At 38.0% G+C, this 18,330-nt stretch carries 20 protein-coding genes and 1 pseudogene; all 21 read right to left on the reverse strand.

Features of this window, described 5'->3' with window-relative positions:
- Nucleotides 1-2: 2 nt before the first annotated feature.
- Nucleotides 3-1,271, reverse strand: coding sequence for a distal tail protein Dit (locus KTE19_RS05320; protein ID WP_217341774.1), 1,269 nt, complete (start codon nucleotides 1,269-1,271; stop codon nucleotides 3-5).
- Complete coding sequence (locus KTE19_RS05325; RefSeq protein WP_217341775.1) at nucleotides 1,264-6,852, reverse strand: phage tail tape measure protein; 5,589 nt, start codon at nucleotides 6,850-6,852, stop codon at nucleotides 1,264-1,266. Before KTE19_RS05325 ends, KTE19_RS05320 begins: the two co-directional genes overlap by 8 nt.
- Nucleotides 6,852-7,016 (reverse strand): hypothetical protein, encoded by a 165-nt coding sequence (locus tag KTE19_RS05330; RefSeq protein WP_003636432.1) that lies wholly within the window; start codon nucleotides 7,014-7,016, stop codon nucleotides 6,852-6,854. Before KTE19_RS05330 ends, KTE19_RS05325 begins: the two co-directional genes overlap by 1 nt.
- A 44-nt stretch (nucleotides 7,017-7,060) precedes the next feature.
- The gene (locus tag KTE19_RS05335; RefSeq protein ID WP_217341776.1) at nucleotides 7,061-7,438 is read right to left on the reverse strand and encodes a phage tail assembly chaperone; all 378 of its coding nucleotides are present in this window, start codon (nucleotides 7,436-7,438) and stop codon (nucleotides 7,061-7,063) included.
- 58 nt (nucleotides 7,439-7,496) lie between these two features.
- Nucleotides 7,497-8,120, reverse strand: a complete 624-nt coding sequence (locus KTE19_RS05340) for a phage tail protein (RefSeq protein ID WP_217341777.1) — start codon at nucleotides 8,118-8,120, stop codon at nucleotides 7,497-7,499.
- Entirely contained in the window at nucleotides 8,121-8,510 is a 390-nt protein-coding gene (locus tag KTE19_RS05345) for a DUF806 family protein (protein ID WP_217341778.1), read from the reverse strand.
- Nucleotides 8,510-8,908, reverse strand: coding sequence for an HK97-gp10 family putative phage morphogenesis protein (locus KTE19_RS05350; RefSeq protein ID WP_003636422.1), 399 nt, complete (start codon nucleotides 8,906-8,908; stop codon nucleotides 8,510-8,512). The genes KTE19_RS05345 and KTE19_RS05350 overlap by 1 nt, the downstream gene beginning before the upstream one ends.
- Nucleotides 8,901-9,263: a phage head closure protein gene (locus KTE19_RS05355; RefSeq protein ID WP_003636420.1), complete on the reverse strand. Its 363-nt coding sequence runs from the start codon at nucleotides 9,261-9,263 to the stop codon at nucleotides 8,901-8,903. Before KTE19_RS05355 ends, KTE19_RS05350 begins: the two co-directional genes overlap by 8 nt.
- On the reverse strand, nucleotides 9,253-9,543 hold the full coding sequence (locus tag KTE19_RS05360; protein ID WP_013728310.1) for a head-tail connector protein: 291 nt from the start codon (nucleotides 9,541-9,543) through the stop codon (nucleotides 9,253-9,255). Before KTE19_RS05360 ends, KTE19_RS05355 begins: the two co-directional genes overlap by 11 nt.
- Nucleotides 9,544-9,606: 63 nt before the next feature.
- Nucleotides 9,607-10,836, reverse strand: coding sequence for a phage major capsid protein (locus KTE19_RS05365; RefSeq protein WP_217341779.1), 1,230 nt, complete (start codon nucleotides 10,834-10,836; stop codon nucleotides 9,607-9,609).
- 3 nt (nucleotides 10,837-10,839) lie between these two features.
- On the reverse strand, nucleotides 10,840-11,541 hold the full coding sequence (locus KTE19_RS05370) for a head maturation protease, ClpP-related (protein WP_035180823.1): 702 nt from the start codon (nucleotides 11,539-11,541) through the stop codon (nucleotides 10,840-10,842).
- The gene (locus KTE19_RS05375; protein ID WP_217341780.1) at nucleotides 11,522-12,670 is read right to left on the reverse strand and encodes a phage portal protein; all 1,149 of its coding nucleotides are present in this window, start codon (nucleotides 12,668-12,670) and stop codon (nucleotides 11,522-11,524) included. Before KTE19_RS05375 ends, KTE19_RS05370 begins: the two co-directional genes overlap by 20 nt.
- A gap of 13 nt (nucleotides 12,671-12,683) precedes the next feature.
- Nucleotides 12,684-12,848 carry a hypothetical protein gene (locus tag KTE19_RS05380; protein ID WP_008214368.1) on the reverse strand — a complete coding sequence of 55 codons (165 nt, stop codon included), beginning with the start codon at nucleotides 12,846-12,848 and terminating at the stop codon, nucleotides 12,684-12,686.
- A 60-nt stretch (nucleotides 12,849-12,908) separates the two neighbouring features.
- Nucleotides 12,909-14,804: a terminase large subunit gene (locus tag KTE19_RS05385; protein ID WP_217341781.1), complete on the reverse strand. Its 1,896-nt coding sequence runs from the start codon at nucleotides 14,802-14,804 to the stop codon at nucleotides 12,909-12,911.
- Nucleotides 14,804-15,322, reverse strand: a complete 519-nt coding sequence (locus tag KTE19_RS05390; protein ID WP_003636406.1) for a phage terminase small subunit P27 family — start codon at nucleotides 15,320-15,322, stop codon at nucleotides 14,804-14,806. The genes KTE19_RS05385 and KTE19_RS05390 overlap by 1 nt, the downstream gene beginning before the upstream one ends.
- A 625-nt stretch (nucleotides 15,323-15,947) precedes the next feature.
- Complete coding sequence (locus tag KTE19_RS05395) at nucleotides 15,948-16,268, reverse strand: HNH endonuclease (RefSeq protein WP_225352719.1); 321 nt, start codon at nucleotides 16,266-16,268, stop codon at nucleotides 15,948-15,950.
- Between the two features lie 36 nt (nucleotides 16,269-16,304).
- A pseudogene (locus tag KTE19_RS14410) lies at nucleotides 16,305-16,403 on the reverse strand (HNH endonuclease); the annotation flags it as partial.
- Entirely contained in the window at nucleotides 16,381-17,277 is an 897-nt protein-coding gene (locus KTE19_RS05400; RefSeq protein ID WP_217341782.1) for a hypothetical protein, read from the reverse strand. The gene KTE19_RS05400 and the pseudogene KTE19_RS14410, both read right to left, overlap by 23 nt.
- A 58-nt stretch (nucleotides 17,278-17,335) precedes the next feature.
- On the reverse strand, nucleotides 17,336-17,527 hold the full coding sequence (locus tag KTE19_RS05405) for a hypothetical protein (RefSeq protein ID WP_153108492.1): 192 nt from the start codon (nucleotides 17,525-17,527) through the stop codon (nucleotides 17,336-17,338).
- Nucleotides 17,528-17,704: 177 nt separating this feature from the next.
- Nucleotides 17,705-17,902, reverse strand: a complete 198-nt coding sequence (locus tag KTE19_RS05410) for a hypothetical protein (RefSeq protein WP_217341783.1) — start codon at nucleotides 17,900-17,902, stop codon at nucleotides 17,705-17,707.
- Nucleotides 17,903-17,963: 61 nt separating this feature from the next.
- Nucleotides 17,964-18,330 (reverse strand): YopX family protein (locus KTE19_RS05415; RefSeq protein ID WP_217341784.1); only part of this gene is annotated, 367 nt, incomplete at its 5' end.

Below are 18,330 nucleotides of genomic sequence, written 5' to 3' on the forward strand. Positions count from 1 at the left end.
TATCACTTCTTCTTTTTAGCCGTCTTTTTCTTAACGGCTGTCTTCTTCTTTTTGGCTGTCTTCTTCTTAACGGTGACCGTTTTGGTATAGGCAACTTTAACATGCTTTGGTTTGCCGTTATGCTTCTCCTGACCATTACCTTCATCAAACAGCAATGTCAAATAACTATCAGAGTTACTACTATCAAAATTATTGCCTAATTGAATAAACGCCCGTGGATAACGGCCCATCGAATAATCTTCAATGCCCATTCTTCCACAAACATTACCGTTATTGTCCAACAAATAAGCTTCGATTTTTCCCATCGCCCGCTCATTTTTCATTCGTTTAACATGATGTAAGCGTACCGAAACTTTCCAATAGGGAGTAATTTTCGGTAGACCATTATGCATAACCGCTGGTCCGTAAAAATTCTTGTGTTTCCCACGAGATCCCCATTCGTAATGATCATCTTTATCTTTAGCCACCATAATTGAAGTACCAGTGGCTGCCGATTTTCCATCTAACTCACCCTTATAAATTGGAAAAGCTTGTGTATTTTCACTACATTGAATCCACGTTGCTAATGAGTTGCAGGGATCGTCAACCTGTTGAGTTTGGGATTGTCCCATGACTGTGACGTTGCCATCACTATCCGTAGTCGTATCACCGTCATCAACGTTATATCCAACCGCTACATAGTCATCATTTGTTTCATAACCCACATAATAAAGATCGGTTTTCGGAATAATATGAATAATTGGATCAACTTCCGTATTTCCTTCAGGAATAATTTGCTGATCATTGTCCGTAATTTTTATTTCTTTTTGTGGTAGAAATCCACGTGGATCCGCCAACATGAAGACCAACGTAGTTTGAAAATCCTGAACACCCTCGTTAATAAATGTCGGTGTTGGAATACTCGTAAAGTGTCCATAATAAGTTACATCTGGATCGTCATTAAACCTCAGCGGATATTCAGTATCCGCATCACTGCTGGTATTAACTAAAACATTAGTTAATGTTTTAATTCGTTCGTTATATTCATCGCGGGTGGTACAGAAACAGGTAATCGGAATGTCAAATTCTTTTTCACCATAGTCTGTTCCCAAGTACACACCACCATAACGTTTAGGGACGTCTTGAAATGACTCAGTAATATTGGGGGCTAACGGTTTCGATACATGATTTAGAAATATGCCTAAATCGTCTTCCGAATTAAAACCACCATTTCCATCTTCATCAAACGCAAAATCAAATGTGTTTACATCATAATTATCGTTATTAGCCAAAGGTTACACCTCTTCCCCAATTATTCTTAGCCGTTGTTCGTTTGTTATGCTTATTGACTGCCTGAACAACTTGCTTGTCAGTCACTACTGCCGGAATCGGATTGTTTTGGCCATCGACCAATTGACTCATAAGTTTAATCATTGTATCAAACTTTGCTTCAAGTCTTTTGACAGCCTGACCATCTGAATTGCTTGATTGGTTGGTATGCTGATCTGTTTGCTTAAAATGAGCCATAGTATCGGCTAACAATTCATAGGCTCGTCCCCGTTTATTAATATCCCACGGAATAATGGTCTCTGGTTTGTTACGTTCGGCTACTTTAATTAACTGTTCTTGATCAACTAAGCCACCATTCGCATAGCCCTTAATAGCTTTATAAATAGCGCGTGCATTGGATTCACGTTTAGGACCAGTAGAATCTTCATGGCCTCCAGATTCCCAACCTGCAAAGAATTTATTTGCGGCTTCGCTTGGAGTACCATTAGACCTTAATACTGATCTAAATGATGCAGAAGCCCCTGGTTCACGTAAAGCATATTCAAGTTGTCCAGCAGCTGAATTCCATTTATACCCGTGCTTCCTTAACCAATTACGCAATCTAGTTTCACGAATAAATGTCCATTGGCCTAAGCCTGTCCCATGATCTTTACTATCAATAGCTGATGGGCTTAATCCGGATTCTTGTTCCCAGTTACCTAAGATGCCTGCAATTCCGGCATCAGTAGCTGCTGGATATGCTTTTTTAAGAGCTTTTGCCAAAGTTCTAGCTCTAGCTGCCCAGTCTCCACTCAATCCAAAACTACTTAGATTTCCAAACAATTTATTCCAAAGAGGTTTTAAGTTTTTGGATACCCAACTCCAAACTCCAGAATTTTTTAATTGAGATTTTACTAGTGCTTGTAATCCAGAACTTTGTTTATGAGCTTTAGTTGACTTTTTAACTTTGTCAATCAACCCAGGTACTCTTCGAATCCCAACAAAATCACCGAAACCCTTAATGGTAGAATATTTAATTCCATCTTTTCTGTTTTCGGCACTAAACATATGTCCAGAGCCATTATTATCAACAACAATGCCAACATGTTGGCTTCCGCCACGGCCGAAGAAAGCTAAATCACCAGTTTTGGCATTCTTCCACGATACGGGCTTTGAGTATTTATACTCTGGGACTGTGGTAGATCCACCTGGAACCGTAATCCCCATGTGCTTCAAAGTCTCATAAACCAAGCCAGAACAATCATAATAATTCGGACCTAAACGGAGATTAGAACCTTCAGAATATCGGTGATGGGCACGAGTTGCCAGCTTCTTAGCTTCGTTTAAAAACGCTGAATCAGTCTGTCCGCCGCCTCCCGAAACCATACCATGTAACATGTTCCAGGCAGTATCCCACCAAACTGATCCCTGCTGCTTGTCCCGTTTACCAAACATATTGGCAAAGTTCTCTCCAACCGTTCCCTTTATATCGCCAAAGTCAGGTTGAAAAACTTGTTTGAAAGTTGTATCTGAATGCTTAGCAATATGTGATAGTGCCGACAATTTCTGTTTTAAAGAACCCCAGATGCCTTTAAAAAATTTACCGATACCGCCAAATAAACCGGTACCTGACGCAAAGTGCTGCATGCCATTTAAAGCCATTAACATCTTAGACTCTGTAGCATTTAAAACGCCGGAACCAGCTTCTAGGAACCGGTGAGTATCTTTACCTTCAACTGGTTCTAATTGCCCATCTGCGTGGACAATGATTTCTTTATTATGTGTTTCTGGTGAATCGTGACCATCATTAAGCTTAGCCAAAACTGGTTTGGTTAATAAGCCATTTTTCAACAATCCGGTACCTGTTGCCCAGGCTACCGTTGGGATCTGATCCAAAGTTTGTGAACCACCGTATTGTTTAAAGACCTTATTCTGGGCTGAAATGGCATTCTTATTCATCCCATTTACCAGTTTGCCAATCCAATTACCAACTGACTTCCAAATTCCATGCCAAGAAAGACTGTAATTATCTTTAGTTTTGGAATTGTTTTTCTTAATACTCTCATATTGAGAAACAGCCTGAGCTGTTACCTTCTGATTTTGATTATGTGCATAATCGTACACCTTATCAGACTGCTGCTTTGCTTTGGTGATTGAATCATTTTTTTGCTTATTAGCGTGATTAATTACACCAATTCTCTGTTTACGAGCTTCTTCAATAATCTTTTGGCGTTGAGCTTTGGCAGCTGAACTGTTTCCCTTATACTCTTCATCCGCTGCTTTAACTGTATTTTTATATTTCTTCCAAGCTGAATTATAGACACTATGATATTCATCGTTGGCTTTTTTGCTGACAGACTTTTGTTCTTCATCAGCATTTGCCACCAATTTAATCATTTTTTCTTTGGAATATTTTTTACCCTTTTCAGTGAGTGTTTTATAGTCTTTAGCAATCTTATTAGTAGACAATTTAATCTGACCAGCTAAGGTTGTGTGCAGTTCGGCTTCTTTAGCAGTCACTTGAGTAGCAAATTTAAGATGTTGTTTCTCAAGTGCTTCTTTCTTTTCCTTCTGCATTTTTTCAACTTGAACGGACCCTTTACCATATTTATTCTCAGCTTTTAGAATCTTTTCATTCCATGATTCCGTTAGTCGTTGCCGTGATTGTGCATAATATTTGGCAATTGCTTGCTGATCTTTCTGACTCATCAGAGTTAATCGGTTGGCTTTAGATCCTTCACCCTTAATAATTTGTAGGCGTTTTTCGTACTCTTTTTTAGTAATGTCCCCGTTTTTATAAAGTAATTGTAAGTTCTTCTTGTCCTGAGCTTCACGGTTTTTATAATAGCTTGTCGCTTCATCAGAAAGTTTCTTGAAAGAAGACTTAGTAGATAATTTAGGTGTATGGATTTTTTGTGCTGAAAGTCCTTTTTGAATAGCTTTACCAAACTTACGACCAACGCCTTCGCCAACCAAGCCACCCAAACCAGCGCCAACAGCTGTGCCAATTCCAGGAAAAATAGCTGTCCCGATTGCTGCACCTGCTGCAGTACCACCTAATGAACCGGTAGCAGCGCCAATGTGTGAACCGGCAGTCTTCTTTTTCATGCCAATTAAATCAGTTGCCGAATTTAAGATATCTAAGACACCGACAGAACCAGCCGCAACCTTGCCAAATTTACTAACGCCTTTAAACTTATCAGCTAATTTAGCTAATCGGCCAACTTTTCCGGAGTCTTCGGCAACTTTACTTGTATCATCTATATCGTGGATGGCCGTTTTACCATCTTTTTCGGCACCTTCGGCAACCTTACCTTCGCCACCAGCATTATCAGCAATATCATCAACTGTGCTATTTTCATTTCCAGCATCCACATTGGCTTCTTTAGCCTTAGTGTTACGTTCGATGGCTAGTGTTTGATCATCATATGCTGATGTCAATCGGTTCACCTTTAGCTTTTGACCGCCAAAGACAGAGGTAATATCACTAAATATTTTGAAATATTTATAAACTTTACCAACTGCCCAAATTGCAGCTAATGCTTCACCGAAATGTTTGACACCTTCATAATGCTTAACAGCAAAAATACCAATATTGGCAATTCCTCCTGCAACATGTGCAGTTAAAGTAGCCGTTTTACCAATATCTTTCTGAAATCCTTTTTCACCAAAAAGCTTGGTCATTTGATTAGCTGCTTTTGTCATATACGGCAGTAACTTAGACCCAAACATAATTGATAATTGATCCCAGGCTTGCTTGAATCGCTTCTGGGACATTTGGGCAGTTTGTGCATTCTTGTTAGCTAATCTTTGAACGTAAGTCCCAGCTTTGCTTGCTTTAGAAACATTGTTGGTTAAATCAGCCAACTGACCATTATATCTAGCTAAGATTTGAGCTGCTTGCATGCCGGTTGGACCAAAAACATTTTTAAAGATGCGTGCTGTATCAGCTCCACCAAGTTTTTTAGTATGTTCCTCAATAATTTTAAAAATTGCAGGCAACGTTTTGAAATTACCATTGGCAGTTTGGAATATTTTAGTTGATTTAATTCCAATTTCATTTAAAGCACCCATAGCCGAATTTGTTGGTGCTGCTAAACTAGTAATAATTTTTCGTAGACCCGTTCCGGCTTTATCAGCTTCCAAACCGTGGTTACTTAATTCACCTAAAGCAGCGGAAGTTTGCTCAATACTAAAGCCCGCATTATGAGCTGAATCGCCTACATATTCCATGCCTTTGCCTAAACTATGGAAGTCAGTAGCAGTCATGTCAGCAGAATAAGCTAATGCATTAACTACACGTTTAGTGTTGTGCATCATTTTTGCCGTATTATTGGTTTTCATGCCAAATGCTTCAATCGCTTGGCTTGATACTTTAACCACATCTTTAAAGTCATCACTAGAAGCCACACTGGCTTGCAGTTCAGTTTTCATAACCGCTAATGATTCAGCACCTGTATGGCCACGCTTGATCAGATCTTGGTATTGATCAGCAATCTCTTTTTGACTAACTCCATATTTAAGAGCGTACTTAGCCCCGTCTTTTTGCATTTCTGTCACGGTTTTAATAGCAGTTTTAGCCTTGTCACCGCCCGTAACCAACAAGTTCTGGTTTACTTTATAAACGTTTTGAAGTTCAGTCGCTTTTTTAGCGCCAGAAAAAGCTGCTGCTCCCAATGTCCCCATCGCTACGCTGGCACCTAGTAAACTACCTTTAATTGATCCAAATGAATTTTTAAATTTATTCTTAGCAATGTTAGCTTTATCGCCCAATCGCACCATTGCATCACTCATGTGACCGACTTGTAAATCGTACTTGACCACATCAGAACGCACATTGGCCAGTGAAGTGGCTGTTTTGTTGACTCGTACTTGTTGGGTGTTAAAAGCTTCGTTAGCAATGTCCAAGCTACCTTTTAATTGATTAAGTTTTTCCTTTTCTTGAACATATTCATCCGCATTCTTGTGGGTATCATTGGCGAGGCGGTTAACAACATTTTGTTGTTTTTCATAGGCCAACTGGGCTTGTTTATAAGCCTGTGAGTTTTTACTGAGTTCACTATTTTGTAATCTGTACTGATCAGATAAGCTATTCAATCCTTCCTTAAGGCCTTTAAGCTTTACTTGACCAGCCTGGTTAATCTTTCCTTGAGCCTTTAGCGCATCCACATAAGAATTAGTTACCTGATTAAGGTTATGATAGTTGCGCTGTAATCCAGATAGTCCTGAATTAAGGTATTCAAATTGCTTTTCCGCCTTAGACTGTTGATCATTTAATCCAGCAATCTTCTCTTGTGCTTTAGCAATCTGATTAGCATATTTAGCATATTTTTCTGATCCTTGGTTGGTTGTTTGATCAAGGCCTGACTGTCGACGTTTCAGCTCATCAATTTTTAAGTTATAACCTTTGATTTCTTCTGATATTCCTTGATACCTAGTTTTTAAAGCATCTAGTTTATCTCCAGAAGATTTTAAGGCCACCTCCTGAGAACGCCATGCATTGGTATTAGCTTTAATGTAATTAGTTAAAGTTTTTAATGACCGTGCGGGTTGTACTGCATCCAAGCGAATTGAAGTACTCATTACATCATTAATAGTAGCCATTAGTCAGTCCCCTTTCGTTTATTTAATAACTCGACAACCGGATCCGTTACTTGTTTTTTCTTATCTTTAGCATTTAAGACTGCCATAAATTCAAAGTAATCTTGTCGATTTAATTCATCTGGTAAGATTCCCTGCTTCATCATTTGTTGTTTAAAAAAAAGCATATCTTGTTGGGATATGCTTAGGTCATTAATTAATTTGGCTAATCTTAATTGTTTTCTTTTGGGTCTGCTGATTCCTCACTTTGCTGTTTGGTGACAGTCTCCCAGTCTTCATCACTCATACCTTGAAACCGGAATAATACATAGGCCATGAAATTTTGAAAATCCGTAAAATCCAAAGTGGATTTAATCTTTTCAACTTCTTTGTCGGATAGCTTAAAAATATCAATCATAAATTGCAATAATCCTTGAACCATTTTCTTTTGCGTTTCCAAAACTGCTAGTGGGTCATCATTAGTAAAATCAACTGCATCTGATTTCAACAATTGAATTTGTAAATTTTGTGCTTTCTCAACGACTCCTACAGTAGTCTTAACCTCAGCTGACTTTTTACGTAAACCTAATTTTGTAATATTAATTTTCATGATCAAAACTCCTTTATTTTATTTAGTTATGTATACGGGGAACAATCCCCGCCTCAATTTATTTTCCTGGCATTTTAACGCCGGTAGTAGCTGAATAACCACCAAAGACTTCGGCCAACATTTTAGCTTTATCAAATCCAGTATCTTGAGACATCCAAATCTTGTACGGTTCTCCGTTGAAGATTTTATTGTCAGCTGGTGTTAATGCTTGGTAAGTTAACGCCGTATTGGCATCAGTTTCAGCATTATTATCCGTTGCATGAGAACTACCAGTTTCAATTAGTTGACCATTAGCAAAGCCTTCGTACATATCAATATTCGTGTATGAACGAAAATGTAACAACATTGCTACATGGGGCTTTGGCAATTGACGTGTCCAACCACCATTAGCCACATCATGAATATATCCTTTGAGTTTTTGCAACTCGTCAAAATCAATATCCAAGAATTCCAATGCGACCTGTGGTTGTGCCTGACCATTTGAAACTCGTTTTGCTTCATCATTAGCATAGGCGACAGTGCCCTCGGCTTCCAAGCCAGAAACTGTGGCCGTCGTAGCGCCTTTAGCATCGCCATCAACTAAATAGATACCATTAGTTCCTACTCCTGCATCGCTAGTCAGTAATTTACCATTAGTATCAACCAAACCAAAGGTGACATCTTTAATACCATGTGTTGACATTTAAAGTCCTTCTTTCTTTACTATAATTGTTTTAGTAACTGAAAAAGTTGCCGTAACTTGATCGGTGACCGGATCCACAGTGTTAGGCTCATGTGAGCTAACCAGCCAATCATGATTTTCCAAATTATTCATTAGGGCAACTTCTTCATTAAAAATATTTTCTTGTGTATCTTTTTTCCAAAATATTTGAATCTGAATATTAGCTTGCATATTACTAAATTGATCGTTCCGATATCCGCCCAACGGTTCGGTAATGGAAGTAATCAAGACAATGGTCTGCTTTCCAGAAGTATCAGCTCCGGGAGGAATGTTCATGGAATAAAGCTGGTCAATCCAACCATAGTGCAAAGATTGAATTAACTGATAAACAGTCATAACTGGTAATTCCATTAGTGACCCAGCTCCTTCCACTTAATATATTCAGATTTTAATATATCAGAACGAGTTTCCTCACGGGTCTTTTCCACAAAGTGATCACCGACAATGTAAACAGTGCCATCATTTAGCCAGCGAGCAATCACTGCTTTTTTCTTGACCCAGCCAACTGTCGCTGTCCCATCCACATCACCATCAATATTTTTCGAACTAACTAATACACTATCAGCCAAGTGAGGATCATTTCCGGTAGCAATTCGATTACTATAATGTAGCCGTTTAGTTTCATCAGCTAATTTCTTTTGTAAAACATCGGCACCGGCTTTAGTGATTATAGTTCTTTCCGCCCGGTTGGGTACCAATCGTTTTATTTTCGCTAAATAATCGTCTAATTGTTCGGCCATACTAACCATGTTTTTTACCAACCCTCTCATTAATCTGTAGAGTCAAAATGTCATAAGTCACAATTTTATTGCTATCATCTAAACTCAAATTAACGATTTGATATAGTTGGTCTTGATATTGAACTAGCAGACCTTTGTCAATTAACGGATTGTGTCGAATAACAATTTGAATAGTATCTTCAAAATCTGTTCCCAAAAGCGAAACGTTCTGTGTGTTAGTTCGCGTATAAGGCATGCACCATAACACGAACTGTGGTTTAAATTGCGTTCCTGATGCACCAGTATTAGGATTAATTGTTGGTAAAGCCGTTCCAAACTGGGCTTGCCGATTAAACTGCTCCGGACTAAATTTATTAAGTGCCATCCGGATCACTTCCTGAAACCATTCCTTGGAGTTGATCTAGCATCATCAACAAACCAGCTGACATTCCTTTAGATAATTCACGATCATAATATAATTGAGTTGCCAGTGTTTTTATTGCTAAGTCGTAAATTGATGAGGCCTGATATTGGGTTTCAGTTGAACTGACTGAATGATTGACAATCTCGGTTGCTTCATTAATCAAATTGGTAACAGTCGTTAATTCAGTCGGACTTTGGTCAATATGCAACTCATCCATTAATTCTGTCGGATTAACCGTCACATGACACCCCTCCTAACAGCCGCCCATCACTGTATTGTTTATTTCATTGGCGACTTATTTCAATTACTTGACAATTGAACTAGTCTTTGCAGCAGGAGTTAAATCTGCTAATCCGGTGAATGGCGCATAAATGACCGATTCAGTATCCCACAACTCAACGTCAAAGCGATCAATGGCACGAATCTTAGTCAAATCGCTTTCGAAAGAACCAGCACCAATATTGGTAGCCAATAAAGACATCTGTTGGAGATCGAAAAGTCGAACTGCTTCCTTTAAAGCACCGATGTACAGTGGGAAACTGTTACCATCGTTTGGCAAAAAGGCATCAGCAATAACTGTAATTGTCTTACCAGCCAGCATCTTTTGTGATGGGTTAAGCGGGTTAGGCTGAATGACGTATTGTCCGTTATTATCCTTGACCTTATCTAAGACAGCAAAGCCTGATTGGTTAGTAATAAAGGCAGATTCATTCCAAATTAATGGGTCCAGTTTCTTGTTGTAAATATCCTTGATTGCATCAAAACTATTAACTGTGGTTTTTTGTGCGCTTGGTAACTTAGCCAACGCTTTTAAAATTTCACTGTTTCGAGTAATAACATCTTTCTTAGCAATCCAGTTTTCCAAATATGCTAAGAGGTTGGCATCACTATCATTCATCAAAGTATTTGTAATGCTAGAAATACCAGCATAGCGATGAATTTTATAAGTTAATGGCTTAAGGGCTGCCGGATCATCATTATTCCCAATTTGAGCTGTTTCATCGTCCAAATTAGCAAATGGAGTTACTGACTGACGTGGTTCAATAACTCGTGAACCAGATGGTGCGCTAACTCCTTCCACAGTTACTAAAGGCTCCAATGATGTAAAGGTTTGTTTTAAAGTGTTGATGGCTGTTTGAATATCTGCTGGAATCGTCAAACCAACACCATTTCCGTGGGAATCAAGTCCACTAGACATCAAATTCAAAAACTTTGGATCACCCTTTAAGGCTCCCTTGACAATATTAATAAACTTAGGCTTGTCTTTTGGCGTAACATCTTTTTGACCACCTGCAGCTGGTTTATCAGGCTTTACTAATTTAGCAGTTGCCAGGGCATCATCATATGCACCTTTAGCAAAATCTCGGGTCTTCTTTGCTTTATCAATTGAATCAGCAATTTTAGTTAGATCCTCATCTGAATATTTTTCAGGAGAGTCGTTCAACTCAACTGCCATTTGATTGCGCTTTTCTTGTAGATCAGTTACTTTTTGACCCGCTTCGATCCAAGCATCATGTAGCTTATTTAAATCCATAATTTAATTTCCTTCTTTCTTAAATAAAATAGCCAACTTATGTGATCGTAATTGGTCACTAGTTTGGCTATTAGTTTCTTTAGGCTTTTCTTTTACTTTGGTTAACAATGATTTAATTTTACTAATTGCCTGATTACTCAACATAACCGGCGAGAGCATATTAGTAACTTTGGCTGGTTGATCGTCAAACATCATTTCGTCTGCAAATCCTTGTTCAACGGCATCTTTTGCATTGATATAAGTTTCCTTGGCCATCATTTGCATGACTGTTTGCGGATCCAGTCCTGTTCGTTGCACATAAACATTTGCAATTGATTGATCAGTCGAGTTCAATCCTTGTAAATCGCTGGATAAATCATCTGCATTCCCTTGAGATACAGTGGAAGCTCGATGAATCATTAATTGAGCCGTTGGTGAAATTTTAATCGTATCACCAGCCATTGCAATGACACTGGCCGCACTCGCTGCTAATCCAACAATGTCAACTTCCACATTACCGGTATAATTCTTAAGTGCGGTATATATCTCAGAACCGGCAAACACATCGCCACCCGGTGAATTAATTTCGGCAACAATATTTTGACCATTTGCAGTGCTTAACGCATCTTTAACTGCGGAAGGAGTAACTGTTGAATAGCCAAAGAATTCATATACTTCAGCATCATCATCACTAGATACAACACCTTTAATTGGTACTGTTGTCATCATCATCACCTCCTTCCACTGCTGAGACTTTTAGATTAGGAAAAACGCCCGTTTGTTTCAGAATTGTTTGTGCTTGTTGTGGCGTTAATGCTGGTGACTGACCAGTACTTAATTTAGTAATATTACTAATTAATTGCTGATGATCAACATCAATAGCCGAATTAATATCCATTTTAATGTCGATTCCCAACTTTAAAGACAATTCTGATTCAATTGGCCGAATATATAGGCTCAAACTATTTTGATACAGAGAACGAATCATCTCAATTGATGATTGTTCATCGCCTTGACCGTTTAAATAACTATCTGGAACACAAAAGGCTTTGGCAATCTGGGTCTGACTAAACGTGGCATTATTTAATAATTTAGCTATATCCGGATTAATCTGTAAGGAATCAAGCTGAGCAGATTGATCCAAAACAATTGGTCGACCAGAATTAGCACCAGAATTTTGTTTTTCAAACGATTCTCTAATATTTTCCTTAGCCTGCGGTTCCAATTTGGCCGCCGGAACCGTAATCGTATAACTAGGCGCAATTGCATTCTTTAAACTGCTCAGTGACAATTGATTACTATAATTCTGGATGTTAATTTCTTTAGCTAAACTGTTTAGCGGACTGCTACCCACTAGTTCAGTGGCAACTTGCCCAGAAACAAACAAGCGAAAATGTAAAATATCGGCAGCTAAATATGTCACCTGCCCTCGGTCATCACCGTAATTAACTGTGTAATAAAGAACATTTTGTTGATTATCTAAAGTAATGCTGACCTGGTAAAACGGAATTAAGGTCAACCCTGCTGGACTTCCATTGCCATTTCGCTGAATTAGAACAAAGGCGTTGCCAGTTAACATCATTTGAGCACTAACTGCTTGCCAAAAATTATAAGCACTCAATAATGTGCTGGGCTGATTTAGCATGTTGCTATATTGGTCTGTTTTAAATTCACAGCTGGCCACATCACCTGCAATTCGATTAATCACCGCATAAATATCACTGTTTTGCAGTGCTCCGTCTGCATCCACAGTGTTAGTGGATAACAATGTACCATTTAACATAAATGGTGAATACCCGGTGGTACTAATTGTTTGTGTTTGTTTTGACATAAAATTTTTAAAGGGGTTCAGCATTCAACGCCTCCTTTCACGAAATGACATAGGCTAAAACGATTAAAGCAATCCCGGCCACTACCCAACCTACAATAAAATTAATAAGGCTTGCGGCAACCACAAATGCAATTAACCCAAATAAAAATAATATAAAAGACAGGTTAGTGATTAAACCTGTCCATAGTTGTTTCAGATTCAACTAATCTGCCTCCCTAATAATTTATTCACTACATATATCACCCAACAAGTGTTGAAAATATTAAAAACTAAAACGATCACTGGTAAAGAATTCGTTGACCTCCTCATTACTCATTCCATTAAATGGATTCTTTTTATCTTCTTTAAGGCCATGATTAGGATTTTCAAAATAAAAAAGGGCTTGAGACATGGCATCGATAGTGGCATCAGCACAATCAATTTTTGAAGTCAGAGCCGTTCGATCTATTTTAATACCATATGGATTAGCCACTGTTACAGCGTTAGCCAAGCAGGTCTGCAAAATCGGATCAGCCAGCATCTCAATATTTCCCGCAATAAACTGATTTCTCAAAAATACTGTGGGCGAGCTCAAACTAACCGTCCCTTGCTTTAAAGTAATAAAAGGCACTTCCGGCATATTATTATCCAACCAATCAGTAATCGCACTAGCCTGATAAGGATCATAAATGAAGGCCTTAACTTTCAAATGATGATCGTTAACAAAATCCAGGAACCAGCGCCCAACAAAATCTTCATCAATTAAACCATAAGAATTTTGCGAAATATCACAAAAGCCTAACTTTTCTGCGTTTGAGTAATTAATTCCATCTTGTTTTTCTTTCACGATAATGGAATTATCTGCTCGGGATAACGGAACAAATGAATGCTGCAAGATGAAATATTTCTTTTGTTCGCCATTCAAATGTGGGAAAACAAAACTATAAGCCGTATCATCTGAAGCATGTGATAAATCAAAACCCACATAGCAATCTTGATTATCAATTTCGAAATCAGAAACAACTGACTTTTGGATATCCTCTAATTTCAAATATTTATCTTTAGCAGTCTGCAACCACATATTGAGGTTACGGTTAATGAAATCATTTAATGTGCCGTCTTCTAGCTTAGAATCACGTTCACTAATTAACCCTTTCAGTAGGGTATCATGCTTAGCCGGTAAATCTAGTAATGGATTACTTTTCACCCATGTTTCGGGGTTCTCAACTTCATCTTGATCATCCTGCTGCCAAATTAATGCCAACGTTGAATCTTCCGTTCGGTTAGAATCTTTTTCCATCACCTTAGTGAGTCGTCTAACATCACTATACATCGGGACTTTAGGGTTACTGTATGCCGTACTGATAAAAAATGTTTGCCGGTTACTGGTTTGAACTTGTCCAGAGGTGACTTTAGAAATCACATCTGAATTAAAGTTTTCATCCCCGTATTCATCCACAGTGGCAAAGAGGAAATGAAAGGCATCTAATTGTGCACTACCAGCTGTCATTCGTAATATCTGGTTTTGAGTCTTCGTAGATTTCAAAACATCATCATTAATCGCAATATTCTGATCCTTGATTAATTTACGAAATCCAGGCATTTCTTGTAAACTATTAAAAGTCTGTTTAATGTAACGCCAAGACTTCTTAGACTGCTTATCAACTGGTGCCAAGTAACACAAATCAGCGTTAAACTGATCACTAGCCTCGACCAAGTAAGCGTAAAGTATCAAGATATTCAATAAATATGACTTGCCATTAGTCCGAGCCACTGAAACCATACATCGCTCAAATCGCTTTTGCTTGTCTTCCTTTGTTCGCCATCCCTGAGAAAGGCACAAGATTGCTTGTTGCCAAATCATCAGTGGTATTGGCTTGTTTTGAGAAACATCAGGACACATGCGTGCGAAGTTACAGATATTTCGGCATTTATCCAAATCATAGTAATACGGAAAATTACCTTCCGTGGATCGCTTTAAATCATTCAAATGTCTAAACGCTGCTAGTTTAATTGTTTTGCAGGCTAACTGTTGACCAGTTAATACCCGGTAACAATAAACAGTGGCCGGATCACGGTATTTGCTTTTGATTTCATCAAAGTAGCCTTTCCCATCAAGCTGCTGAAATATTTTATCCAAGTTAGTATTTCTTTGAGTAAAATCAAATTCCTGTACCACTAAAACTCACTTCCCCCATTTAACATCTCTTTAATATTGGGTTCCTCATCGTTGTCATCTGAGAGTTGCAGTAATGAGGCTCGTGCAGATGGTGTTAAGCCTAATTCGTGTGCTAAGCTGTTTAATTTTGCCGTAGCAGAATCAATAATTTGTGATGCCGGATTACGTTTCCAGCCTGCGTTGTCTTCATATGTTTCTCCAGTTCGTTGATTGACCACAGTTTTAGAAACTTTGGTGACAACACCATCTGTTTTAATTGAGTCATAGCCTTTCCGCAATAATTGATAGTTAATACAAAATGCTTCAATTGTTCCCTTGTCAGCCTGTTTAACATATCCTGATGCTTGCAAAATTGGTACAAGTTTCGTCCACATTGCTCGCGCATAACTTGACAGATATTTTGGACAACTCTTTTGAATCAAATCCATTCCAGAAGTTTCCGTTATTAGTTTTTGAGTTCTAACTCGCTGATCCTTGCGAGCATGCTTGTCTGTAGTTAGTTTCATTTGTTTTGGCATTTTTTAGTTCACCTCCAAGCAATAAAAAAGAGCCCCCAATAGGGACTCTTTCAATCTGATTCATTTAGACTAATGAATCACAAAAAAATCATTAAACACACTGTTCGAACGTATACACCCTACAATCGTGAAAAAACGTCTAATTATATTAACTTTCAGGAGGAAAATATACATAGTCATTATAGTAGGGTTATTCATATAAGCAATTTGTGAAATTGCGTGCACCCAGTTATAGTAAGCCCATAAAAAAGTTTTGAATTTACAACTTTTAACGTGCGCTACTGCTGGGCGTGCGCTCCCCTAGGCTTTCACCACCCCGGGGGTGTTTAAACATTCACCTAAATTGTATATTTTTTTGTAAGATTCAAACAGTAAGCTTTAAACAATTTTTTCTTTATATCTATATCACCTAAAGGAGGTTGAAAAAATTGTTTTTAATACGTAAACCTCATCAGAAATATTTATTCCGATTACCTACATGATACCACCTGAAAAACACTTTGTCGTTTCACAAAGACATCTTTTTTTAATTTTGTTGATGAAGATCCCCACCATCCAAGAAACGGTACCCACCCCTGAAATTATTACCATCCAAGCTGGCAGGAGTTTCCTACATCAGGGATGTTTATTTCGTGCGTTCAGATAACACTTTAATCCACCAGCGTTTGCTGCAGTGTTTGAGTTGATTTTGGTTAAGTGATTGTTCAATCTTGGTTTTCGTATTATGCGTAGTCGGTGACAAGCACCATAAGTTATCCATGTCTAACCATTTATCAACCGATAGTACACGTCTAGGCACAATGTGGTCAACAATAATCTTATCGTTTGAGACTGGCAAGCCAGTGACTGCATCTAAATAATAATCTCGTGCAGCAACAAATTGCCGAATCTTTTTCCATTCCTTTGAGTGATAAAACTGATTCGCTGTTTGATCACGATAGTACATATTGTACTCTCGGTTTCGTGCAGAACTGACTGCATGGTTGGGCTTCTGGTGCTGTGTAACGTGCTCACTGCAATACCTTTGCCCCATTGGTATCAATGCTTGACAGCCAACCTCATGACAGATATGTAGCTTCATATAAGCTCACCTGTCCTTCTTTCGGTACGAACTGTTTACTTAATTCCTGCTGTAAATCAATGATTGAATCAATTAATTTGTATTCATCCAGTTTCAATTGATGATCATTAATTAAACCAAACGATTTCCAAACAATGCCTTGGTATTTCATTCCGTATACTTTAGTTGCGTAATCGAATATATCATTGAACAAGTCGCTATTGCTGATAAATAAGGTGTGAACTTCGCTGTTTAATGTCATTGGATCGGCGTATTTATTAAGGCAATATTCAAAATCACCTAATATCTTTAGCTTATCTAACGTATCCTGATGATCGAAACCACTTAACTGCTCCGTAAACATTTGGACATTTGATTTAACGTAAGCTATACGATCATACAATGCATGTTCAAACTTTTTATCGGTCATTGAAAAAATATCCATTGTAGCTATTTTTCCATATTTAAGCAGGCTTTTTACAAACAGTTTGGTTTTATCAGTCGGGAATAATGAAATAACCTTATTAACCAATGAATTCTCAACCGACACTGAACTTTTACAATTTATAGGCGCCAATTGTCCAAGTTCATCAGATTTATCAAAATTCTCTACCAATAACGTCTTGTGACCATAATAATCTTCAACCACATCTTTAGCAGCATAGGTAATTGCCCATTGCTTATTCTTAAAATCTGGATTGCTATGATCGCTGAATGCCTTAATCAAGGTATTAGCATTGTTATAATTCCAAAAATGAATTCGTCTTAATACTTGCTCAATTAATAGACTAAAAGCATCGTCTTTTGAACAATGAATTGAATAATGAATCCGGTTAATGCCGTTTTCAAAATTCCGGCTCTCAGTAATTGCTTTTACTAAGTTTTCATTTCCCATTTTTTCACCGCCTTTAAACTTGGTTTACTTACAGCTAGACATTGACGATAAGGAGAAACTAATTATTAACGGATTTCTTTGCGTTTATTTCGGAAATTGTCCATCCACAGATGGTTTGATGATGCTGAACAGATTCTTCAACCATCCAAGTTTTGATTGGCAAACCGGTTTCTGCTTTCAAAACTGCTTGAATGCTGCGAAACTCTTTCAGTTTGTGAACTTTCCCTCGCTTTGTTATCACATACGTCATATAAAATTCCTCTTCTAATCACATAATTTTACATATACTTATTGTGCACATTTAACAGCTAATTGGCAAGCTTTCATAAGTCTTCTGTAAAGTGTTAAATTGGCCGTCACTGGCACCGCGTAAATAATACTGCCATGCCTTGCAGCACGTAATTGTGATACTCAATCTGATTGTGTGTCATTGTCTGTCTCCGCTCAATAGTTCTGGAATTTTTTCAAATGGGACAATAGTTTTGATAACCGTATTCGCAGATTCAAATATCGAACCATCACTAGTACGGTAGATTCTTTCCACTGTTTCTAAATTGATCCAAACTAAGCCACCATCAATATCCGTAACTTGAATCCACTTAACTTCACTACTATAGTTAAACATTGTCTGCCTCCAATAATTTCCGTCAAGTATGAATATGCTGTCTTTGTCAAGCTGTTAAATATCACAATTGTTTCATATCATAGAAATCAATTATGTTTGGGTTAACATGGACGTTCCCTAAAACTTCTAAGGTATCTCGTTCAAAACCAATTCGATTAACAGGGTACTTATCCATTCCGTTATCAACCCAATAACAGCCTTTTTCAAAAATCACTTTTCCAGTTCTTTCATAGCCGTCTTCCGTAACAACATGAACAATGTCTCCTTCGTAGATTTCCTTGCCATTGGCATCTTTCAGGCCGGTAAACTGTTCAACAATGTAAGCGTCCGAATTCATTTCAGCAAAACTCAAAATGCTACTTGCACGTCTATGAAGCATCTCTTGCATTGGACCTTTGCTGCCGAATGGCATATGCCATGCTCTGAAC

The sequence above is a fragment of the Lentilactobacillus dabitei genome, assembly GCF_019061365.1.
Classification (GTDB): domain Bacteria; phylum Bacillota; class Bacilli; order Lactobacillales; family Lactobacillaceae; genus Lentilactobacillus; species Lentilactobacillus dabitei.